The organism is Pseudomonas sp. Irchel 3F3 (assembly GCF_900187545.1).
Classification (GTDB): Bacteria; Pseudomonadota; Gammaproteobacteria; order Pseudomonadales; family Pseudomonadaceae; genus Aquipseudomonas; species Aquipseudomonas fortuita.
The window spans coordinates 203,648-225,413 of sequence record NZ_FYDS01000009.1; the positions used below are offsets into that span (position 1 = coordinate 203,648).

At 63.4% G+C, this 21,766-nt stretch carries 21 protein-coding genes; 11 read left to right on the forward strand and 10 right to left on the reverse strand.

Going from position 1 to position 21,766, the window contains the following annotated elements:
- The first annotated feature begins 65 nt into the window (after window positions 1-65).
- Window positions 66-347 (forward strand): SelT/SelW/SelH family protein, encoded by a 282-nt coding sequence (locus CKW35_RS20865; protein ID WP_095116784.1) that lies wholly within the window; start codon window positions 66-68, stop codon window positions 345-347.
- Here the strand turns inward: CKW35_RS20865 and CKW35_RS20870 are convergent, their stop codons facing one another.
- Both CKW35_RS20870 and CKW35_RS20875 read right to left on the reverse strand, forming a co-directional pair.
- A complete protein-coding gene (locus CKW35_RS20870) occupies window positions 348-1,238 on the reverse strand; it encodes a DMT family transporter (protein WP_095116786.1) in 891 nt (296 codons plus the stop codon).
- 167 nt (window positions 1,239-1,405) lie between these two features.
- A complete protein-coding gene (locus CKW35_RS20875; RefSeq protein WP_095116788.1) occupies window positions 1,406-2,173 on the reverse strand; it encodes an AraC family transcriptional regulator in 768 nt (255 codons plus the stop codon).
- A gap of 127 nt (window positions 2,174-2,300) precedes the next feature.
- On the opposite strand from CKW35_RS20875, the gene CKW35_RS20880 reads away from it, so the two are divergent.
- Window positions 2,301-3,113: a UDP-2,3-diacylglucosamine diphosphatase gene (locus CKW35_RS20880; RefSeq protein ID WP_016488524.1), complete on the forward strand. Its 813-nt coding sequence runs from the start codon at window positions 2,301-2,303 to the stop codon at window positions 3,111-3,113.
- Between the two features lie 39 nt (window positions 3,114-3,152).
- On the opposite strand, the gene CKW35_RS20885 is transcribed toward CKW35_RS20880, so the two are convergent.
- Window positions 3,153-3,464 carry a DUF962 domain-containing protein gene (locus CKW35_RS20885; protein WP_016488523.1) on the reverse strand — a complete coding sequence of 104 codons (312 nt, stop codon included), beginning with the start codon at window positions 3,462-3,464 and terminating at the stop codon, window positions 3,153-3,155.
- Between the two features lie 154 nt (window positions 3,465-3,618).
- Here CKW35_RS20885 and CKW35_RS20890 point away from each other — a divergent pair, with 154 nt between their 5' ends.
- Window positions 3,619-4,680: an AraC family transcriptional regulator gene (locus CKW35_RS20890; protein ID WP_016488522.1), complete on the forward strand. Its 1,062-nt coding sequence runs from the start codon at window positions 3,619-3,621 to the stop codon at window positions 4,678-4,680.
- On the opposite strand, the gene CKW35_RS20895 is transcribed toward CKW35_RS20890, so the two are convergent.
- A complete protein-coding gene (locus CKW35_RS20895; protein ID WP_016488521.1) occupies window positions 4,637-6,091 on the reverse strand; it encodes a TrkH family potassium uptake protein in 1,455 nt (484 codons plus the stop codon). The genes CKW35_RS20890 and CKW35_RS20895 overlap by 44 nt on opposite strands.
- 102 nt (window positions 6,092-6,193) lie before the next feature.
- Between CKW35_RS20895 and CKW35_RS20900 the strand changes: the two genes are divergently transcribed.
- On the forward strand, window positions 6,194-6,751 hold the full coding sequence (locus tag CKW35_RS20900; RefSeq protein ID WP_060519140.1) for an NAD(P)H nitroreductase: 558 nt from the start codon (window positions 6,194-6,196) through the stop codon (window positions 6,749-6,751).
- A 441-nt stretch (window positions 6,752-7,192) separates the two neighbouring features.
- On the opposite strand, the gene CKW35_RS20905 is transcribed toward CKW35_RS20900, so the two are convergent.
- From CKW35_RS20905 to CKW35_RS20925, 5 genes are all read right to left on the reverse strand, one after another.
- Window positions 7,193-8,533 carry a HAMP domain-containing sensor histidine kinase gene (locus tag CKW35_RS20905; protein ID WP_060519137.1) on the reverse strand — a complete coding sequence of 447 codons (1,341 nt, stop codon included), beginning with the start codon at window positions 8,531-8,533 and terminating at the stop codon, window positions 7,193-7,195.
- A gap of 60 nt (window positions 8,534-8,593) precedes the next feature.
- Complete coding sequence (locus CKW35_RS20910; RefSeq protein ID WP_016488518.1) at window positions 8,594-9,010, reverse strand: Spy/CpxP family protein refolding chaperone; 417 nt, start codon at window positions 9,008-9,010, stop codon at window positions 8,594-8,596.
- Window positions 9,011-9,177: 167 nt separating this feature from the next.
- Window positions 9,178-9,855: a response regulator transcription factor gene (locus tag CKW35_RS20915; RefSeq protein ID WP_016488517.1), complete on the reverse strand. Its 678-nt coding sequence runs from the start codon at window positions 9,853-9,855 to the stop codon at window positions 9,178-9,180.
- 142 nt (window positions 9,856-9,997) lie between these two features.
- On the reverse strand, window positions 9,998-10,297 hold the full coding sequence (locus CKW35_RS20920) for a YciI family protein (protein ID WP_016488516.1): 300 nt from the start codon (window positions 10,295-10,297) through the stop codon (window positions 9,998-10,000).
- Between the two features lies 1 nt (window position 10,298).
- Entirely contained in the window at window positions 10,299-10,892 is a 594-nt protein-coding gene (locus CKW35_RS20925) for a septation protein A (protein ID WP_024717735.1), read from the reverse strand.
- A 66-nt stretch (window positions 10,893-10,958) separates the two neighbouring features.
- On the opposite strand from CKW35_RS20925, the gene CKW35_RS20930 reads away from it, so the two are divergent.
- The 6 genes from CKW35_RS20930 (at window position 10,959) to CKW35_RS20955 (ending at window position 17,556) form a co-directional block, all read left to right on the forward strand.
- Complete coding sequence (locus CKW35_RS20930) at window positions 10,959-11,819, forward strand: PHP domain-containing protein (protein WP_016488514.1); 861 nt, start codon at window positions 10,959-10,961, stop codon at window positions 11,817-11,819.
- A 13-nt stretch (window positions 11,820-11,832) separates the two neighbouring features.
- A complete protein-coding gene (locus tag CKW35_RS20935; protein WP_060519139.1) occupies window positions 11,833-12,462 on the forward strand; it encodes an L-threonylcarbamoyladenylate synthase in 630 nt (209 codons plus the stop codon).
- A 125-nt stretch (window positions 12,463-12,587) separates the two neighbouring features.
- Window positions 12,588-13,313 (forward strand): ScpA family protein, encoded by a 726-nt coding sequence (locus CKW35_RS20940; RefSeq protein WP_161775556.1) that lies wholly within the window; start codon window positions 12,588-12,590, stop codon window positions 13,311-13,313.
- Entirely contained in the window at window positions 13,300-14,067 is a 768-nt protein-coding gene (scpB, locus tag CKW35_RS20945) for an SMC-Scp complex subunit ScpB (protein WP_024717734.1), read from the forward strand. Before CKW35_RS20940 ends, scpB begins: the two co-directional genes overlap by 14 nt.
- 273 nt (window positions 14,068-14,340) lie before the next feature.
- Complete coding sequence (rluB, locus tag CKW35_RS20950; protein ID WP_095116790.1) at window positions 14,341-15,408, forward strand: 23S rRNA pseudouridine(2605) synthase RluB; 1,068 nt, start codon at window positions 14,341-14,343, stop codon at window positions 15,406-15,408.
- Between the two features lie 729 nt (window positions 15,409-16,137).
- Window positions 16,138-17,556: an amino acid permease gene (locus CKW35_RS20955; protein ID WP_161775555.1), complete on the forward strand. Its 1,419-nt coding sequence runs from the start codon at window positions 16,138-16,140 to the stop codon at window positions 17,554-17,556.
- Between the two features lie 75 nt (window positions 17,557-17,631).
- Here CKW35_RS20955 and CKW35_RS20960 read toward each other — a convergent pair whose 3' ends face one another.
- A complete protein-coding gene (locus CKW35_RS20960) occupies window positions 17,632-18,516 on the reverse strand; it encodes a LysR substrate-binding domain-containing protein (RefSeq protein ID WP_095116792.1) in 885 nt (294 codons plus the stop codon).
- Between the two features lie 152 nt (window positions 18,517-18,668).
- On the opposite strand from CKW35_RS20960, the gene CKW35_RS20965 reads away from it, so the two are divergent.
- Window positions 18,669-21,689 (forward strand): FAD-binding and (Fe-S)-binding domain-containing protein, encoded by a 3,021-nt coding sequence (locus CKW35_RS20965; protein WP_095116794.1) that lies wholly within the window; start codon window positions 18,669-18,671, stop codon window positions 21,687-21,689.
- Window positions 21,690-21,766 lie beyond the last annotated feature (77 nt).

The following is a 21,766-nucleotide window of genomic DNA, read 5'->3' on the forward strand; positions in this document are numbered from 1 at the left end:
TGAGTCTCAAACCGTGGGCTAAAGACCGCTAGTATAAGCGGCCCCTTACCTGGAGATGCCTCAGCATGGCCGACAACAAGCCCGAAATCGTCATCACTTATTGCACCCAGTGCCAGTGGCTGCTGCGCGCTGCCTGGCTGGCCCAGGAACTGCTCAGCACGTTTGCCGACGACCTTGGCCAGGTCGCGCTGGCACCGGGCACCGGCGGGGTCTTCTGCATTACCTGCAATGGCGTGCAGATCTGGGAGCGCAAGGCCGACGGCGGCTTCCCCGAGGCCAAGGTGCTGAAACAGCGGGTACGCGACCAGATCGACCCGCAGCGTGACCTTGGCCACAACGACCGCTGATCAGGCGCCCTCGGCCAGTGGCCGCTGCTTGGGTGGTTGTTCGCGGGTCATGCGGCTGGACAGCACGATGGCGAAGATGATCAGCGCGCCGCCCAGCAGCATGCGCAAGGTCGGGGTTTCGGCGAACACCACCCAGGCCACGGCAATGCCATAGACCGGCTCCATGCCGAACACCACGGCGGCGGTGCGCGCCTTGATCACCGCCAGGCTGGCGACGAACAGGCTGTGCGCCACGCCGGTGCAGAAGATGCCGAGCAGGGCGATCCACAGCCAGTCCATGGCCGCCACGCCTGCCAGACCTGGTGCGGCGAACGGCAGCAGGCACAGGCCTACCACCAGGTTCTGCCACAGGGCAGCCTGTACTGCTGGCAAACGCCCGGAGCCGGCGCGGTTGGTGAGGGACAGCAGCGAGAACAGCAGCCCTGACAGCAGTGCCCAGAGCAGGCCGCCAGTGGCCTCGCTGGCCAGGTCGAAATCTGGCGTGACCAGTATCAGGCCGATGCTGACCAGCAGCACCAGCACGGCCTCGTTGCGGCGGATGTGCTCGCGGAACAGCAGGCCTTCGAGGATGACGGTGAAGGCCGGGAAACTGGCGAAACCGAGGGTGGCGATGGCCACGCCGCCAACTTTGACGGCAATGAAGAAACTGACCCAGTGGCCGGCCAGCAGCACACCGCCGAGCAGCAGGCGACGGATATCCTGGCTGCTCAGGCGTTGCCAGCCCGGGCCGGTCAGGCTGGCGAACAGGGCCAGGGCGAGTACGGCGAAGGCGGCGCGGCCGAAGACGATGATCGCCGGGCTGGCAGTGGCGGCCAGTTTGCCGAAGACGCCGGTCAGGCCGAAGAATAGCGCGCCAATGTGCAGGGCGCCGAGGGCGGTGCGGTGGTTCATGGTGGTCCTTGCTCAAGATCTTTATCGACGTTGCCGGCCTCTTCGCAGCACAAGGCTGCTCCTACAGGGACTGTGCGTATTCTGTAGGAGCAGCCTTGTGCTGCGAAGAGGCCGGCACTGGCAAAGTGTAAAACCACAGGCCAACGATTTCTGTCGCAAGACTGCTGTCAGTTGTCGCCAGGCTCTCGCCGCAAAGCCATTGGCGTACACCCGAACGCCCGCAACATCGCCGCTGAAAACGCACTCTGCGAGCAATACCCCACCTGCGCCGCAATTTCACTCATCGGTAGCACGGTCTGCACCACCAGCCGCCGCGCCTTGAGCAAGCGCCGCTGGCGAATGTAGTCCATCGGCGTCATCGCGCATTCGGCAGTAAACCGCGCATGCAGCCGGGCGCTGGACAGCCCGGCGATGCGCGCCAGGTCGGCGACCTGCAACGGGTAGGCAGCATGCTGCTCGATATGGGCATCGAAGGCTGCATAGGGTAGGCGCTGGCTGGGGCGCACGTTGGCTGCTGCCGTGCAGTTGAGGCTGGCCAGCAACAGCGCTGCGCCTTGCCGGGCAATCAGCGGGTCGTCCATGGGGCTGGCCGCCAGCCAGTCCACCAACTGTTGCTGACGGTCGTCCAGGCCCAGCGCGGCGTGGCGGTCGAGCAGGCGGCGGCTGGCATCGGCATGCTCGCCCAGCTGCTCGTGCAGCCACTGCTCCCCAGGCACATCAAGCACCAGGCAGTGGCTGCCGCCATCGCTGGCGCAGGTGTGATGCGCGCCTGCCGGGACCACGACCAGCCCTTGCCGGTCGATCCCGGCGCCTTGCCCCTGTACCTCGAACTCCAGGCGGCCACGCAGGCCGAACACCAGTTGCGGGTGTTCGTGGCTGTGGGCGATCAGGCTGTCGCGGTAATGGCGCAGCGAGAGTATCGGGCCGGCGGTCATGGGGGCGTCCTCGCAGGGCAGATCCGCATTGTGCCTCATTCCCGGCAGGCGATCACCGGTAACCGTTTTGCCACGGCGCTGTCATGCGCGCCTGCCAGTCTCCAGCAAACTGCGCCGGAGCCTGTCCATGACCCATGCCGAACTCTCCCGTCCCTCGCGCAAGCAACGCGTGCGTACCCTGTGGATCTCCGATGTCCACCTGGGGACACGCGACTGCCAGGCCGAACACCTGTCGCAGTTCCTCAAGGGCTACCAGGCCGACCGCGTGTACCTGGTAGGCGACATCATCGATGGCTGGAAACTGCGCGGTGGCATTTACTGGCCACAAGCCCACACCAACGTGATCCGCCGCTTGCTGACCATGAGCAAGCGCGGTACCGAGGTGATCTACGTCACCGGCAACCATGACGAATTCCTGCGCCGCTACTCGAAGCTGATCCTGGGCAACATCCAGCTGGTGGATGAGGCCGAACACCTGACCGCCGATGGCCGCCGCCTGCTGGTGATCCATGGTGACCAGTTCGACGTGATTACCCGTTACCACCGCTGGCTGGCGTTTCTCGGTGATCGTGCCTACGGGTTCACGTTGGTGCTCAACCGTTGGCTCAACCACTGGCGTGCGCGGTATGGCTATGGTTACTGGTCGCTGTCGGCGTACCTGAAGCACAAGGTCAAGGGCGCGGTGAACTTCATCAGCGACTTCGAGGATGCCATTGCCCATGAGTGCACCCGGCGTGGTTTGCACGGGGTGGTGTGTGGGCATATCCACCATGCCGAGATCCGCAAGGTGGGCGAGGTGGACTACCTCAATTGCGGAGACTGGGTGGAGTCGTGCACGGCGCTGATCGAGCATTGGGATGGCCGTATCGAGCTGTATCGGTTGGCCGATGCCCAGGCGCGGGAAGCGCAGGCAGTGGCGGCGTCGCGTGAGCCGGCTTAGAGGCTGCAGAACCATGGGGCCGCAACCCGCCCTCAATGTCTACAGCCGGATCTTGCCCAGCAAGATATCCCGGAACATCACGAAATCCCCGGCCAGGCTGTACAGCGGGTAGGTGAAGGTCGCCGGCCGGTTCTTTTCGAAAAAGAAGTGCCCGACCCAGGCGAAGCCATAGCCGAACAGCGGCACTGCCAGCAAAAGCAACCACTTGCCACTGCCAATGGTGTAGGCCAGCAGCGCTATTACCAAGCTGGTGCCGACAAAGTGCAGGCGGCGGCAGGTGGGGTTGCTGTGCTCCCCCAGGTAGTAAGGATAGAACTCGGCAAAACTGCGATACTGCGCTGTGCGGTTCATGGCAGTGCTCCGGGATTAATACTTCTGGACAAGATGCACGGCGTGGAGCCTGATTCGAGTCTAGAGTGACTGACGGGGCCTACCAGTGACAATAGGCGCCAAATGAGTATCCTTGGGGTTCACCGCAGGAGCGGTCGGTAAAAAGAAGCCTGTCATGAGCGAAAGAACCACGTCAGCCAGCTGGGCATCAGGGATTGTGAAGGCGCTCGAACTGGAAGGGCTGGATTGCCCGTCCATGTTCAAGCAACTGGGGCTGGACTTCGCTGCCCTCGACGACCCCGATGCACGTTTTCCGCAAGATTCCATGACCCGGCTGTGGCAGCTGGCGGTGGAGCTGTCAGGCAATGAAGCCATTGGCCTGAACATGGCCCGCGTGGTACGGCCGGCTTCGTTCCATGTGGTGGGCTATGCATTGATGTCCAGCCGCACCCTGGCAGAAGGCTTCCAGCGCCTGGTGCGGTACCAGCGCATCATCGCCGAAAGCTCCGATCTCAGTTTTGTCCTTGGCGACGAGGGCTATTCGCTGATCCTGACGGTGCATGGCGACCATCTGCCCCCGACCCGGCACAGTGCCGAAGCATCGCTGGCCTGTGCGCTGGCGCTGAGCAAATGGCTCAGTGGGCGGCCGGTACAGCCGCGCCGGGTACTGGTGCAGGGGCCGCAGCCAAAGAATGTCGAGCCGTACAAAGTGGCGTTCCATTCGCCCCTGGTGTTCGGCGCGCCGCACGATGCGCTGGTGTTCGAACGGGCCGACATGGAGGCGCCGCTGCCGACTGCCAACGAGGCCATGGCGGTGCTGCACGACCGTTTTGCCGGGGAGTACCTGGCACGATTTTCCGAAAGCCGGGTTACCCACCGCGTGCGGCAGGTGTTGTGCCGCATCTTGCCGCAGGGGGAACCCAAGCGCGAAACCCTGGCCCAGGCCTTGCACTTGTCGCAGCGCACCTTGCAGCGGCGTCTGCAGGAGGAGGGCACCAGTTTCCAGAGCTTGCTTGATGACACCCGTCGCGAGCTGGCCGAGCAATACCTGGCCCAGCCGGGCATGACACTGCTGGAAACCGCCTACCTGCTGGGCTTTGCCGACCCCAGCAATTTCTACCGGGCATTCCGCCGCTGGTTCGATGCCACCCCAAGCGAGTACCGCGCCCGCCTCGGCACGGACGCCGAGGGGGTCAGTGACGCCAGAACGCCGGCATACACAGCACCAGCACCGTAATGATTTCCAGGCGGCCAAGCAGCATGCCGGCCGCCAGGATCCACTTGGCCGCGTCCGGCAGCGTGGCATAGTTGCCCGACGGGCCGATCACTTCACCCAAGCCCGGGCCTACACCCGAAACTGTGCCGGCAGCGCCGGTCAATGCGGTCATCCAGTCCACGCCCAGCAACGACAGCAACAGGGCCATGACGCAGATGGTGATGGCGAAGAAGAACGAGAACGTCAGAATCGAGCGCACGATGTCTTCGTCGAGGCGGTGGCCGTTGTATTTCTGCTTGATCACCGCACGCGGGTGGATCAGTTGGTTGAGGCTGGCCTTGAGCAGGATGTAGGCCACCTGGAAGCGGAAAATCTTGATACCGCCTGCGGTCGAGCCGGAGCAGCCGCCGACGAAGCCCAGGTAGAAGAACAGCATCAGCGAAAAGTTGCCCCACAGGCTGTAGTCGCCCAGGGCGAAGCCGGTGGTAGTGACCACCGAGGTCACGTTCAAGGCTACGTGGCGCAGGGCATCGAGCCAGTGCAGGTTGGTGCTGTACCAGTACCAGGTGCCCAGGACCAACCAGGTAACCACCAGCATGCCCAGCAAACCTTGCACCTGCTGGTCACGGATCAGCGCCCTGCGGTTGCCACGCAGGGTCGCGACGTAAAGGGTGAACGGCAGGCTGCCCATGATCATGACCACCACCGCGACCCAGTGCACGGCCGGGATATCCCATTTTGCCAGCGACTGGTCGGAGGTGGAGAAGCCGCCGGTGGAGATTGCCGACATGGCGTGGTTGATTGCATCGAACGGGCTCATCCCCGCCCACCAGAAGGCCAGCGAGCCGAGGATAGAGAAGCCGACGTACACCCCCACGATCGACTTGGCCACCATGTGCGAGCGTGGCATGACCTTTTCCGAGCGGTCGGACGATTCGGTCTGGAACAGGCGCATGCCGCCGATGCGCAGCAATGGCAGGATTGCCACCGCCATGGCGATGAAGCCGATGCCGCCGAGCCAGTGAAGCATCGAGCGCCACATGAGAATACCCGGCGACATGTTATCGAGCCCGCTGAGTACGGTAGCGCCGGTAGCGGTGATGCCCGACATGCTCTCGAAGAAGGCGTCGGTGTAGCTGATGTGCTGGGTCAGCAGGAACGGCAGGGCGGCAAACACGCACACCACCAGCCAGCTGCTGACCGTGAGCAGGTACATGTCACGCGGGCGCAGGTGGACATGCTCGGGGCGGCCCTGTACTACCAGGGCCAGGCCGGCGATGAAGGTGATCAGGCTCGACCAGAGGAAGGAGGGCATGTCACCAGTGCGCTCGAAGATCACCAGGGTCGCCATGGGCACAGCCATGCCGACGGCGAGGGTAATCAGGAAGATGCCGATGATGAAACCAATGATCCTTAAGGTCGGCAACGCCATGTGATCTGCTCTGACTCGAAACGGAAGGGCGCCATTCTACCTATGGGTCTGGTGATGTAAACGCTAGAATGGCCGCACATTCAACTGCCAGGAGGGTAGCCGATGGAGGCTCTCGACGCATTGCTCAACCGTGTTTCCGTGCCACGCCTGACTGACCCGGCACCCAATGCCGCACAGCGCGAGGCGCTGTTCCAGGCTGCCTTGCGCGCCCCGGATCATGGCCAGCTGCGACCATGGCGCTTCCTGACCATCGAGGGCCAGGGCCGTGAAAAGCTGGGTGAGCTGTTCGCTGAAGCGGTGCAGAACAAGGGCGAAGCCAGCCAGGCTGCGCTGGACAAGGCCCGCGCCATGCCGCTGCGGGCGCCGCTGCTGATCGTGGTGATCGCCAAGCTGCAGGACCACTTCAAGGTGCCCAAGTCCGAGCAGCGTCTGGCAGCCGGCTGTGCGGCGCACGGCATTCTGATTGCCGCGCATGCGCAAGGCATCGGGGCGGTGTGGCGTACCGGGGACATGGCCTTCGATGCCCATGTGCACAAGGGCCTGGGTCTGGCCCAGAATGAAGAGTTGATCGGTTACCTGTATGTCGGCACGCCGCTGACCGAGCCGCGCACTGCGCCGGTGCTGGACACTGCCGAGTTCGTCAGCGCCTGGGGCGAGTAACGCAGCCTGGGGCTGATTTATTGCATCAGGGCCACTGGCCTCTTCGCGGGGCAAGCCCGCTCCCACAGGTACTGTGCGCTGCCTGATACCTGCACCGTACCTGTGGGAGCGGGCTTGCCCCGCGAAGAGGCCAGTGGCCTTTACATCACATCAACTGCCAGTAGCTTCAGCCAAGGGCAACTCCAACCTGGCCACAAAGCCCCCCTGTGGATGGTTGTCCGCGCTGCCTGATACCTGCACCGTACTTGTGGGAGCGGGCTTGCCCCGCGAAGGGGCCAGTGGCCCTTACATCACATTAACTGCCAGCAGCTTCAGCCAAGGGCAGCACCAGCCTGGCCACAACGCCCCCCCTGTGGATGGTTGTCCGCGCTGCCTGATACCTGCACCGTACCTGTGGGAGCGGGCTTGCCCCGCGAAGAGGCCAGTGGCCTTTGCATCACATCAACTGCCAGTAGCTTCAGCCAAGGGCAACTCCAGCCTGGCCACAAAGCCCCCCTGTGGGTGGTTATCCAGCACCAGTCTCCCGCCATGGCGCTCCGCCGCTTTGCGCGCAATCGCCAGCCCCAGGCCATGCCCTGGCGCGTCCTGCCCCGGCGCGCGGAAGAACGGCTCGCCCAGCTGCGCCAGATGCTCCGCTGCCGCCCCGGGCCCATGGTCACGCACGCTGATCACGATGTGGTCCTGCTCACGCACGGCGCTGACCTCGACCGGCTGCCCCACCGGGTTGAAGCGCAGGGCATTGCGCAGCAGGTTGTCGACGGCGCGCTCGATCAGCGTCGGCCAACCTTGCAGGGTCAACCCCGGCTGCGCCTCCAGGCGCACGTCCTGGTCCGGTGCGCTGAGCAAGGCGTCTTTGCGCACGCTGCCGAGCAGGGCATTGAGGTCGACCGGCTCGGCATGAGCCTGCTCCGCATCGACCCGGGCCAAGGCAAGGATTTCGCTGATCAGGTCTTCCAGCCGGTCGCACTCGCGGGTCAGGCGCGGCCACAAGGTCTCCCGCTGCTCAGGCCCGGCGCGCTCGGCCAAAGCCAGGGCAATGCGCAGCCTGGCCAGCGGCGAGCGCAACTCATGGGACACATCGCGCAGCAACTGGCGCTGGCTGCCAATGGTGCTTTGCAGGCGCGCGCCCATCTTGTTGAAGTCCTTGGCCAGCACGCCAAACTCGTCACGCCGTGCAGCCAGCTGCGCCAGGCTGTTCTGCTGGTAAGTGGTCTGCCCCAGGTCATGCACCGCGCTGCGCAGGCGGCTTAGCGGGCGGGTAATGGACAGGGTGACCAGCAGGCTGAACAGGGTCAGTACCACCAGCGCAATGCCCAAGGCACTGAGCGGCCACATCAGGCTTTCGCGGTGCCAGGCGTCCAGTGCAGGGTGGGGGATGCGGTAGATCAGCAGGTAGGTTTCGCCGGTCTCCGGGCTGGTGTATTCCTCGGTCAGCCGACGCCATGGCAGGCGCCGCTCGTCATTGTGCTGGCGTGCCTCGAAGGCCGCCGCACGGCGTGGGAAGGTGCCGGGCACCACGGCCTCGCCACTGTCATCGAGTACCTGCACGTCGATCTTGTAGCGATCTTTGCGCCGTTCCAGAAAGTGCTGTGCCGCATCCAGGCCTTGCTGCTCGTAATGCTTGGCCCACTTGCTGGCCAGGGTATTCAGGCCCGGGTGGCGGCTAAGGATCCAGGCATCCTGGTTGAGCATGTGGCCCAGCAGGATAGACAGGCCTGCGACCAGGGTGATAGCCAGCCAGAAACTGGCCAGGATGCGCCAGAACAGTGAACGCAAGTGCACCTCCTGTAAACGGTAAAAGCCCGGCCCGCGGGGAGGCGGGCCGGGCATCGGGCGGACAGCTTACTGAGCCTTGGTGCCTTTTTCAGCTTTCCAGGCCTGGAACTCCTGCCACTCGGCTTTCTTGGCGGCGCGTTCCTTTTGCAGTTCGTCGAACTTTTTCTGCTGTTCAGGTTTGAGCAGGTTGCGCACCGCAGTGTCGGTCTTGTCGCGGCTGGCTTGCAGCTCGTCTTTCATGGCTTTCTGGTCGGCGGCTGGCAGCTTGGCCAGGTAGCGCTCGGTGATGTCACGGCGCTGCTGCATCTGCTCGCCCATCAGCTTGCCGATCTGCTGGCGCTGGTCGCGGCTCAGGTCCAGTTGATGGAAAGGCGCATCACCGCGATGATGCGGGCCGTCGTGACGCGGGCCGCCTTCAGGCATGGCCATGGCCACGGTCGGCAGGGCGGCGGCGAACATCAGGGCGATAAGGGTCTTGCGCATGGTGTCTCTCCTTTCATAGGCCGGTGGTTACCGGATGAGCACAGTCTAGGGAGATCACCGTCAAGCGCAGTCAGGGGATGGTAAAGGCACTGTAAAGAACAGTTCCAAGCTCCAGGCTGCAAGTGAAGCCGATTGCGATCTTGCGCCTTCTTGTAGCTTGCAGCGAGTTACAGGCAGTAGTAATAGCCACGGCTACGCAGCGCCACGATACGTGGCCTGCCATCGGCATGCGGCCCGATCTTCTTGCGCAGGTTACTGACATGCATGTCCAGGCTGCGGTCGTACAGGGTCAGTTTGCGCCCCAGGCCGATTTGCGCCAGCTCCTGCTTGTCCAGCGGTTCGCCAGGCTGGCGCAGCAGGGCTTCAAGAATGCGGCTTTCGGACAGGGTCAGGGTCATTTCACGGCCGTCGATGCTGGCCACGCCGCGCGCAGGGCTGTACACCAGGTCGCCCAGTTCCACCTGGCTGGTGGTGGCGGTGGGGTGGCTGCGGCGCAACACTGCTCGCAGACGGGCCGTGAGCTCGCGCGGGTCGCAAGGTTTGGCCAGGTAGTCGTCGGCGCCCAGCTCCAGGCCAAGAATGCGGTCCAGCGGCTCGCCCCGTGCAGAGAGCATCAGCACCGGCAGCTCGGTGTGCTCGCTGCGCAATTGCTTGAGCAATTCCAGGCCGCTGCCATCGGGCAGCATCACATCCAGTACCACGGCCGCCGGAGCGTGCTCGGCCAGGGCCTGGCGTGCGCTCAGGCCATCATGGCACGCACGCACGGTGAACCCTTCCTGGGTCAGCCAGCTGCCGAGCAGCTCGCACAGTTCCTGGTCATCATCAATCAGTAACAGCTCGCTCATGACTCACTCAATTCAACCATTGACGGCGGCTATTCGGCCCGCCAGTGGCAAAGATACCGCAGACTGATGGCAGCCGTATAACTACTGGTGCCGCGTCAGCTTCTTCGCGGGCTTGCCCGCGAGGAAGCGACTCGGTCTCAGATCAAGGCAATACTTGCTTGAACGGCTTGACGACGACGTTGTCGTACACGCCCGCCGCAATGTAAGGATCGGCATCGGCCCAGGCCTGCGCCGCGGCCAGCGATTCGAATTCGGCAACGATCAGGCTACCGCTGAAACCGGCTTCGCCCGGGTCGTTGCTGTCGATGGCCGGGTGGGGGCCGGCCAGCACCACGCGGCCTTCGGCCTTGAGCTGCTGCAGGCGTTCGATGTGCGCCGGGCGGGCAGCCAGGCGCTTTTCCAGGGAGTTTGCGACGTCGCTGGCGATGATGGCGTAGAGCATGTCAATCCTTGGGTTTGGTAGTAGAAGGGTCGTCGTGCAGGTGGCGCGACAGGTACACGCCTTGCGCCACCAGGAAGATCACGGTCATGCCCAGGCTGCCGAACACCTTGAAGTCCACCCAGAAGTCCTGGAAGGTAAAGGCGACGAACAGGTTGGCCGCGCCGCAGAACAGGAAGAAACCGATCCAGGCAACGTTCAGGCGGGTCCAGATGGCATCTGGCAGGGTCAGGGCGTGGCCCATGATGCGCTTGATCAGCACCCGATCGCCGATGAAATGGCTGCCGGCAAAGCCCAGGGCGAACAGCCAGTTCACCACCGGCGCTTTCCACTTGAGGAAGGTTTCGCTATGGAAGGTCAGGGTCAGGCCGCCGAATACCAGGCAGGCCACCAGCGTCAGCCATTGGCCCTTTTCCAGCCTGCGTTGGCGCAGGAACAGCGCACCGTACACCACCAGCGAGCTGATGATCAGCATGGCCGTGGCACTGTAGATGCCGCCGAATTCGAAGCTGTGGCCGGCGACTTCCATGGGGCGCGGGTCAAGCTTGTAGACGATGAAGAACAGCAGCAGCGGGATGAAATCGATGAATTGTTTCACAATGGCAGCCAGAATCGGGATGTGACGGCATAATAACAAACATCGATTCCAGCGAAAGCGCTCTCCATGAATGTTGATCTGCACTGTCACAGCACGGCCTCCGACGGCGCCCTGTCGCCCTCGGTACTGGTTGCCCGGGCCCATGAGCACGGGGTGCAAACGCTGGCACTGACTGACCACGACACCCTCGAAGGCCTGCCCGAAGCCCGCCAGGCCTGCATTGAGCGGGGCATGCGCTGGGTCAGCGGGGTGGAATTGTCGTGCACCTGGGGTGGCGCGACCATCCATGTGCTGGGTTATGACTTCCCGCTGGACGCGCCGCCCTTGCTGGCGGCCATTGAAGCGCTGCACCGTGGCCGCTGGCTGCGCGCCGAAGAAATAGACAAACGGCTGGCAGCCAAGGGCATGCCCGGCACACTCGAGGGCGCCCGCGCCGTACAGCACGAGCTGGGCGACAGCGGCAACGCCCCGGCGCGCCCCCATTTTGCCGAGTACCTAGTGCGTGCCGGGCACGTCAAGGACCGCGGCGAGGCGTTTCGCAAGTGGCTGGGTGCCGGCAAGCTGGGCGACGTCAAGCAGCATTGGCCGACCCTCGACGAAACTGTCGCCACCCTGCGGCAGTCCAAAGCGTGGGTGAGCCTTGCACACCCCATGCACTACGACCTGACCCGCAGCAAGCGCAGAAGGCTGATTGCCGACTATATTCAGGCAGGCGGGCAGGCACTTGAGGTGGTCAACGGGATGATGCCGGCCGAGCAGGTGGGCACGATGTCCATCCTTACTCGTGAGTTCGGCCTGCTGGCAAGCGCTGGCAGTGACTTCCACGGCCCCGGCACCTGGGGAGAGATCGGTGCCTACCGGCCTTTGCCCGAGGATCTGCCACCTCTGTGGCGTCGATTCAGCCATGAACAGCCTTTGGCGCTATGAACAGGATGACTACGTGAGCCAATTTTTCCAGATTCATTCGGAGAACCCACAAGCGCGCCTGATAAAACAGGCCGTCGAGATCATCCGCAAGGGTGGCGTGGTGGTTTACCCGACCGACTCGGCCTACGCGTTGGGCTGCCAGATTGGCGATAAAAACGCCATCGAGCGGGTTCGGCGCTTGCGCCAGTTGGACAAGCAGCACAACTTCACGCTGCTGTGCTGCGACTTGTCGCAAATGGGGTTGTTCGCCAAGATCGATACGTCTACGTTCCGCCTGCTCAAAGCGCACATTCCGGGGCCTTATACCTTCATTCTCAATGCCACCCGCGAGGTACCGCGGTTGCTGATGCACGAGAAACGGCGGACCATTGGATTGCGCGTGCCATCCAACCCGATCGTGCTGGCTCTGCTAGAAGAGCTGGGCGAGCCGTTGATGAGCGTGAGCCTGATCTTGCCGCCCGAAACAGAGCCGATGACCGACCCCCACGAGATCCGTCAGCGCCTTGAGCACCATGTCGATCTGATCATCGATGGCGGTTTTGGCGACCTCAAGGCGTCGACCGTCATCGACCTCACTGGCGATGAGCCCGCGCTGATCCGCGAAGGCTGCGGCGACCCCACGCCGTTTATGGTCAACGCGTGAGCCAGATGGAAGCGCCCGAGGCACCGGCTGAGCAGGCCGAGTCGCCTCGGCAGTTGCAACTGGCCCTGGTCTACGGCGAAGCCCTGACCGAAATGCCGCTGGACCTGTACATTCCGCCGGATGCCCTGGAAGTCATCCTGGAAGCCTTCGAAGGGCCGCTCGACCTCTTGCTGTACCTGATCCGCAAGCAGAACATCGACATCCTTGACATCCCGGTGGCGGAAATCACCCGCCAGTACATGGGCTACGTGGAACTGATGAAAAGCGTGCGTCTGGAGTTGGCCGCCGAGTACCTGGTGATGGCCGCCATGCTCGCCGAGATCAAGTCGCGCATGCTGCTGCCGCGTTCGGCCGATGTCGAGGAGGAGGAGGGCGACCCGCGCGCCGAGCTGATCCGCCGTCTGCAGGAGTACGAACGTTTCAAGGCCGCAGCCGAGGGCATTGACGACCTGCCAAGGGTGGGCCGCGAGGTCGTTGTGCCGCGTCTGGAAGCACCGCAGGCCAAGGTCCGCAAGCTGTTGCCGCAGGTCAGCCTGGAAGAGTTGCTGATGTCCATGGCCGAGGTCATGCGCCGCAACGACCTGTTCGAAAGCCATCAGATCAGCCGTGAGACCTTGTCCACCCGTGAGCGCATGAGCCAGGTGCTGGAGCGCCTCAAGGGCGGTGCTTTCGTGCCGTTCGGCGACCTGTTTGCCGCCGAAGAGGGCAAGCTGGGTGTGGTGGTGACCTTCATGGCGGTTCTCGAACTGGTGAAGGAATCGCTGATCGAACTGGTGCAGAATGAACCCTTCGCCGCTATCCATGTGCGGCTTCGCCCAGCGCTTGTTGAAGAACCTGATGAACCTGAATGACCCCCGCGACCTGGCGTCACTGATCGAAGCTTTTTTGCTGGCTTCGGGCAAGCCGCAATCCCTGGAGCGCCTGTACGAACTGCTCGAAGAGGCCGAGCGCCCCGAGCCCCAGGTGTTCAAGCAGGCCCTTGAGGTGCTGGGCAAGTCGTGCAGCGGCCGTGCCTTCGAGCTCAAGGAAGTGGCCAGCGGCTACCGCCTGCAGATTCGCGAGGACTTTGCGCCCTGGGTCGGGCGCCTGTGGGAAGAGCGCCCGCAGCGTTATTCGCGCGCGCTGCTCGAAACCCTGGCCCTGATCGCCTACCGCCAGCCCATCACCCGTGGCGAGATCGAAGACGTGCGGGGCGTGGCGGTGAACAGCAATATCATCAGGACCATGGTCGAGCGCGAGTGGATTCGCGTGGTTGGCTACCGCGAAGTGCCCGGGCGGCCAGCGATGTTTGCCACCACCAAGGCGTTTCTCGACCATTTCAACCTCAAGAGCCTGGATGAGCTGCCGGCCCTGGCCGAGCTGCGCGAAATGGAGCCGGAGCCGCTGCTCGACCCGGATGATGCGCCAGTGCCCGCGCACCTGCAGGCGTTGGCAGATGCCAGCCTTGGGGAAGAAGACGTTTCTGAGCCAAAGGACGAAACCAGCTTCCGTAGCTTGCTGGTGGAGCTGGATGCCATGGAAGAGGGGCTGAAGATCGATTTTGATGACTTGCGCGAGGAGGAGCCAGAGGCTTCTCTGGGGGAAGAGGGCAAGTTACAGCCCTGATTCTTCTCTTGGCAACCTGGCCCTGTCGCCGGCAAGCCAGCTCCCACTGGGGTTCCACAGGTCTTGGAAGGGGTGCTGTGCTTGTGGGAGCTGGCTTGCCGGCGACAGGGCCAGTGAGATCAACACAAGACCACTAGGCTGAAACCTCTCCCAATGCGTGCAAAACCCTCTAACCTCCAGTGCGTTCCATTGCCGAACCGCGTATGATGCGCGGCCTTTTGGCGCGTTCGTCGCCAAGAACCTGTTTTCATTCCTACACCGGGAGGTGCCCAGATGAGTGAGCAAGACCTGCAAGATACCGAGATCACCCCACCCGCTGGCGAAAAGCTGCAGAAAGTGCTGGCGCGCATTGGCGTGGGTTCGCGCCGTGACGTCGAGGCCTGGATCAGCCAGGGCCGCATCAAGGTCAACGGCGTCGCAGCCACCCTTGGCCAGCGCGTCGACCTGCACGACGCCATTGCCGTAGACGGCAAGCTGATCAAGCGCGAAGAGGCCGCCGAGGCCACTCGCCGGGTGATCATGTACAACAAGCCTGATGGTGAAATCTGCACCCGCGACGACCCTGAAGGCCGCCCGACCGTGTTCGACCGCCTGCCACGGCCAAAAGAGGGCCGCTGGATCAACATCGGCCGCCTCGACATCAACACCACCGGCTTGCTGCTGTTCACCACCGACGGTGAGTTGGCCAACCGCCTGATGCACCCGTCCTACGAGATGGACCGAGAGTACGCGGTACGGGTGCGTGGTGAAGTCGACGACGACATGATCGAGCGCCTGAAAGCCGGCGTGATGCTGGAAGATGGCCCGGCGAAGTTCACCGACATCCAGAAGGCACCGGGTGGCGAAGGTTTCAACCACTGGTACCACTGCGTGGTGATGGAAGGCCGTAACCGTGAGGTGCGTCGCCTGTGGGAATCCCAGGGCATGGTGGTCAGCCGCCTGAAGCGCGTGCGTTTCGGCCCGGTGTTCCTCAACTCTGACCTGCCGATGGGCCGCTGGCGTGAAATGACCCAGGGCGAAATCGACATCCTGGCCGCCGAAGTGGGCCTGCAGCCAGTAGCGCTGCCTGCCATGAAGCTCAAGGCCAAGGACAAGATGGAGCGCCTGCAGCGCAAGTCGACCCGCCCGCTGGGCCGTGGCGAGCGCGTGCGCAACCTGCGCCCGGCTCACGAAGGTGCTGCTACCGGCGAGCGTCCGGCGCGTCAGCCGCGTGAAGAGGCCCCGCGTAAACCTAACCGTGGCAGCACGGTGGCCGAGCGCCCGAGCGAGATGCGCAAGCGTACCGGCAAGCCTGAGGGTGACAAGCCGGCAGGCCGTGGTCGCGGCAAGCCGCGTGGCTGATAAGCCAGTGTGGTAATCAAGAAACCAGCCTTCGGGCTGGTTTTTTTATGCCTGTAGGGGCGCGGCCGCTTCGACAGCTACCGCGTCAATTTGAGGTCTTGCGCGGTCCTTGTAGCGGCCTTGACGAGGCACTGGACCGGTCGGAAAGGGCCGCATAGCGGCCCCAAGATATTGAACAAAAAAGATTTTTCGGACGACTGGCAAGTTCCTGAACCGCCGTGTAAAGAAATTTATACGAATGTAGCCGTTTTCAGTCCGCATTTCACATCGCGCCCGGTCGTGTAAACAAACCTTGCCGGCGTCCATGTGCCAAAGCCGCGCCCCTGGCCCGACCCACCCTTGCCCAAACCCCCGTCCCCACGGTGTTATAGCCACCATTGCCGTGTGCAACAGCCCGTCCACAGCGCCGGGCTGACAAAACAACAAATGGAGGCGCCATGTACGCCGATCACTCCGCCTTTCAAGGCCCACACCACAGGATCGCTGCGTTTTTTCCGGATGGAAGGACGCAACGCGTTGACGCCTGCGCGTTTGCAGGGGTATACAGTGCGCCGCGTTTTACCTGTGACCCTCTTGCGTACCGCGCACTCTTGATCACGCCTGGTTGACCCGCTCCGGCGGCACCTGAGGTCAAGAAACCCAAGGTAACCACCTTGCCCATTCCGCTGCGCCACGAGCGCGGTGGGTCCGATTCCGTCACAGATAAAAACAATGCAGGTGACTTCGTTCATGAGTGGACAAAACATGCATTCAGGCGAGCTCAAGCGGGGCCTGAAGAACCGCCATATCCAGTTGATCGCCCTTGGTGGTGCGATTGGTACCGGCCTGTTCCTCGGCTCGGCAGGCGTGATGAAATCCGCCGGCCCGTCAATGATCCTTGGCTACGCCATTTGCGGCTTCATCGCTTTCATGATCATGCGCCAGCTTGGCGAAATGATTGTTGAAGAGCCGGTGGCCGGCTCGTTCAGCCATTTTGCCCACACCTACTGGGGTGGTTTCGCCGGCTTCCTGTCGGGCTGGAACTGCTGGGTGCTGTACATCCTGGTCGGCATGTCGGAGCTTTCGGCGGTCGGCAAGTATGTTCACTACTGGTGGCCGGAGATCCCGACCTGGGTCACGGCGGCGGCGTTCTTCGTGCTGATCAACGCCATCAACCTGATGAACGTGAAGTTCTTCGGTGAAGCCGAATTCTGGTTTGCCATCATCAAGGTCGTGGCCATCGTCAGCATGATCGGCCTGGGTGCCTACCTGCTCACCAGTGGCAGCGGTGGCCCGGACGCCACCATCGCCAACCTGTGGTCGCATGGCGGTTTCTTCCCGAACGGTGTCAGCGGGCTGGTAATGGCCCTGGCGTTCATCATGTTCTCCTTCGGTGGCCTGGAAATGCTCGGCTTCACCGCTGCCGAGGCTGACAAGCCGAAGACCGTGATCCCCAAGGCGATCAACCAGGTCATCTACCGCATCCTGATCTTCTATGTCGGTGCGCTGGTGGTGCTGCTGTCGTTGACCCCGTGGGACAACCTGGTTGCCAGCATCGATGCCTCGGGTGGCAGCTATGGCAGCAGCCCGTTCGTGCAGGTGTTCTCGCTGCTGGGCAGTGATGTGGCCGCCCACTTGCTGAACTTCGTGGTGCTGACCGCAGCGCTGTCGGTGTACAACAGCGGCACCTACTGCAACGCCCGCATGCTGCTGGGCATGGCCGAGCAGGGCGATGCTCCGGCGTCGCTGGCCAAGGTCGACAAGCGTGGCGTGCCAGTGCGTTCGATCCTGGTGTCGGCCGCGGTGACCTTTGTCGCCGTGCTGCTCAACTACCTGATGCCTCAGAACGCCCTGGAGCTGCTGATGTCGCTGGTAGTGGCCACCCTGGTGATCAACTGGGCGATGATCAGCTATTCGCACCTGAAGTTCCGTCAGCACATGGACCGTACCGGCCAGAAGCCGCTGTTCAAGGCGCTGTGGTACCCCTACGGCAACTATGTGGTACTGGCCTTCGTGGTGCTGATTCTGGGCATCATGCTGATGATCCCGGGCATCCAGGTTTCGGTGTATGCGATCCCTGTGTGGCTGTTTGCGATGTTTGTTGTCTACATGGTCAAGCCGCGCCGCAGGATGAATGCCGGTGGGGTGGCGGGTACCGCAGCCAAGTAAGCAACCCAACGTAGTAAGAAGAAACCCCAAGCCAGGTGACCGGCTTGGGGTTTTTTATTGCCTGTGCCGGCCTCTTCAGATCTGTTCCAGCAACCAGCCCCTGAATGCCCGTAACGACGGCAAGGCCTCATTCCTGGGCGGGTAGATCAGGTAGTAACTGCGCTGGCTGGCAAACGCCACCCCAGGGCTGTACAGCTCTGCCTTGGCCAACTCCTCCTCTACCAGAATGCGCGGCACCAGGCCAATGCCAATCCCGGCGCGCACTGCCTGAATCAGGTGCGAAGTCAGCTCAAAGCTCGGCCCCAGGCGCATCGACCGGTGCGGCAGGCCATGGTGCGAGAACCACTCGCCCCAGGCGTGCGGGTTGTTCGCCACATTCAGCAGCACCTCTTCGCTTATCCTTGCCGGGCTCCAGGCCTGGCTAACCGCGGCGGCCTCCGGCGGCAGGATCACCACCAGTTCCTCGGCATGCAGGCGATGGCAGATGAGCCCCGGCAGATCGTGGCTGGCCACACCGATGGCCGCATCGATTTCGCTGGTGTCGAAGTTGATGGCTTCGATGCGTGAATGAATGTGCACCAGCATGCCTGGGTGGGCGTTATAGAACGCATGCAACCTCGGCAGCAGCCATTTCGAGCCGAAGGTAGGCAGCGTGGCCAGGCGCAAGGTGCCTACCCCTGACTGGTAGGCCAGTGCCTGCAGGGTGGCGCTGCGGATGCGCCCCAGTGCCTCACTGAGCTCGCGCTGGTACAGGCGGCCGACATCGGTCAGTTGCACCTGGCGGCCCTCGCGGCGGAACAGGGTCAGGCCCAGTTGCTGTTCCAGCGCCTGCACCTGGCGGCTGACCGCGCTCTGGGTCAGTGACAGCTCGGCCGCGGCGCGGGTGTAGCTTTCATGCCGGGCGGCGGCCTCGAATGCCAGCAGCAGCGACATGGAAGGTGTCAGGTGGCGGTAATTCATTCATGAAAGTCATTGATAGCGGCAGGATTATCCGTTTGCCCTTGAGGCGAAACTACAGGAACATTGGCCTATACGTCATCCCCGCATGGCAACACTTATGCTGCGGTGACAGGAATCCCGTGAATTAGCCAATATCAAGAGGCCATCCTTCGATGATCGCCCAGCTGCCGACCGTTGCACCGAGCGCCGACTACCCAGAATTCCTCGAAGCCTTGCGCAACAGCGGCTTCCGTGGCCAGATCAGTGCCGACTACGGCACCCGCACCGTACTGGCCACCGATAACTCGATCTACCAGCGGTTGCCCCAGGCGGCGGTGTTCCCGCTGGACGCCGATGATGTGGCGCGGGTTGCCACGCTGATGAGCGAGGCGCGCTTCCAGCAGGTCAAGCTGACCCCGCGCGGCGGTGGCACCGGCACCAACGGCCAGTCGCTGACCGATGGCATCGTCGTCGACCTGTCGCGGCACATGAACAAGATCCTCGAAATCAATGTCGAGGAGCGCTGGGTACGGGTGCAGGCCGGTACGGTGAAGGACCAGCTCAATGCTGCGCTCAAACCGCACGGTCTGTTCTTCGCCCCCGAGCTGTCCACCTCCAACCGCGCCACCGTTGGCGGCATGATCAATACCGACGCCAGCGGGCAGGGCAGTTGCACCTATGGCAAGACCCGCGACCACGTGCTGGAGTTGCACAGCGTGCTGCTCGGTGGCGAGCGCCTGCACAGCCTGCCGATTGACGATGCCGCGCTGGAACAGGCCTGTGCCGCCCCCGGCCGGGTCGGCGAGGTCTACCGCATGGCCCGCGACATTCAGGAAACCCAGGCTGAGCTGATCGAAGCCACCTTCCCCAAGCTCAACCGTTGCCTGACCGGCTACGACTTGGCGCATCTGCGCGATGAGCAGGGCCGTTTCAACCTCAACAGCGTGCTGTGTGGCGCTGAGGGCTCGCTGGGCTATGTGGTTGAAGCCAAGCTCAACGTGCTGCCGATCCCCAAGTACGCGGTGCTGGTCAACGTGCGCTACACCAGTTTCATGGATGCCCTGCGCGACGCCAACGCGCTGATGGCGCACAAGCCGCTGTCGATCGAAACCGTCGACTCCAAGGTGTTGATGCTGGCGATGAAAGACATCGTCTGGCACAGCGTTGCCGAATACTTCCCGGCCGACCCCGAACGCCCGACCTTGGGTATCAACCTGGTGGAGTTCTGTGGCGATGAGCCGGCCGAGGTCAACGCCAGGGTGCAGGCCTTTGTCGAACACTTGCAGGCGGACACCAGCGTCGAGCGGCTGGGGCATACCTTGGCCGAAGGCGCCGAGGCGGTCACCCGTGTCTACGTCATGCGCAAGCGCTCGGTGGGCCTGCTGGGTAACGTCGAGGGCGAGGTGCGCCCGCAGCCGTTTGTCGAAGACACCGCGGTGCCGCCGGAGCAGCTGGCCGACTACATCGCCGACTTCCGCGCGCTGCTCGATGGCTACGGCCTGGCCTACGGCATGTTCGGCCACGTCGATGCCGGCGTACTGCACGTGCGCCCGGCGCTGGACATGAAAGACCCCGCGCAGGCTGCGTTGGTCAAGCCGATTTCCGATGCAGTGGCGGCGCTGACCAAAAGTTACGGTGGCTTGCTGTGGGGCGAACACGGCAAAGGCCTGCGCTCCGAGTACGTGCCGGAGTACTTCGGCGAGCTGTACCCGGCGCTGCAGCGCCTGAAAGGTGCCTTCGACCCGCACAACCAGCTCAACCCGGGCAAGATCTGCACTCCGCCGGGCAGCACCGAGGGCCTGACCCCGGTCGATGGCGTGACCCTGCGCGGCGACCTCGACCGCACCATCGATGAGCGTGTGTGGCAGGATTTCCCCAGTGCCGTGCACTGCAACGGTAACGGCGCCTGCTACAACTACGACCCCAACGACGCCATGTGCCCGTCGTGGAAGGCTACCCGCGAACGCCAGCATTCGCCCAAGGGCCGTGCTTCGTTGATGCGCGAGTGGCTGCGCCTGCAGGGCGAGGCGAACATCGACGTGCTGGCCGCGGCGCGCAACAAGGTGTCGTGGCTCAAGGACCTGCCAGCGCGGCTGCGCAACAACCGCGCACGCAGCCAGGGGCAGGAAGATTTCTCCCATGAAGTGTACGACGCCATGGCCGGTTGCCTGGCGTGCAAGTCGTGCGCCGGGCAGTGCCCGATCAAGGTCAACGTGCCGGATTTCCGTTCACGCTTCCTTGAGCTGTACCACGGCCGCTACCAGCGCCCGCTGCGTGACTACCTGATCGGCTCGCTGGAGTTCAGCATTCCGTACCTGGCCCACGCGCCAGGGCTTTACAACGCGGTGATGGGGTCGAAGTGGGTAACCCGGCTGCTGGCCGACAAGATCGGCATGGTCGACAGCCCGCTGATCAGCCGTTTCAACTTCCAGGCCACCCTGACCCGCTGCCGCGTTGGTGTGGCCAGCGTACCGGCCCTGCGTGAACTGACCCCGGCCCAGCGCGAGCGCAGCATCGTGCTGGTGCAGGACGCCTTTACCCGCTATTTCGAAACGCCGCTGCTGTCGGCCTTCATCGACCTGGCCCATCGCCTCGGTCATCGGGTGTTCCTGGCGCCGTACAGCGCCAACGGCAAGCCGCTGCACGTGCAGGGTTTCCTTGGCGCATTCGCCAAGGCGGCGATCCGCAACGCCACCCAGCTCAAGGCCCTGGCCGACTGTGGCGTGCCGCTGGTGGGCCTGGACCCGGCGATGACCCTGGTGTATCGCCAGGAATACCAGAAAGTGCCGGGGTTGGAAGATTGCCCTAAGGTGCTGTTGCCGCAGGAGTGGCTGATGGATGTGCTGCCCGAGCAGGCGCCGACCGCGCCGGGCAACTTCCGCCTGATGGCCCATTGCACCGAAAAGACCAACGTACCGGCCAGCACAAGGCAGTGGGAGCAGGTGTTTGCCCGGTTGGGCCTGAAGCTGGTGACCGAGGCGACGGGTTGCTGCGGCATGTCCGGTACCTACGGGCATGAGGCGCGTAACCAGGAAACATCGCGGACCATCTTTGAGCAGAGCTGGGCCACCAAGCTGGACAAGGAGGGGGAGCCGCTAGCAACGGGCTACTCGTGCCGTAGCCAGGTCAAGCGCATGACCGAGCGCAAGATGCGCCACCCGCTGGAAGTGGTGTTGCAGTACGCCCAGCGTTAACCTTCAGGGGCTCGGGGCTGCTTTGCAGCCCATCGCCGGCAAGCCAGCCCCCACAGGATCACCACAGGCCTGAACTT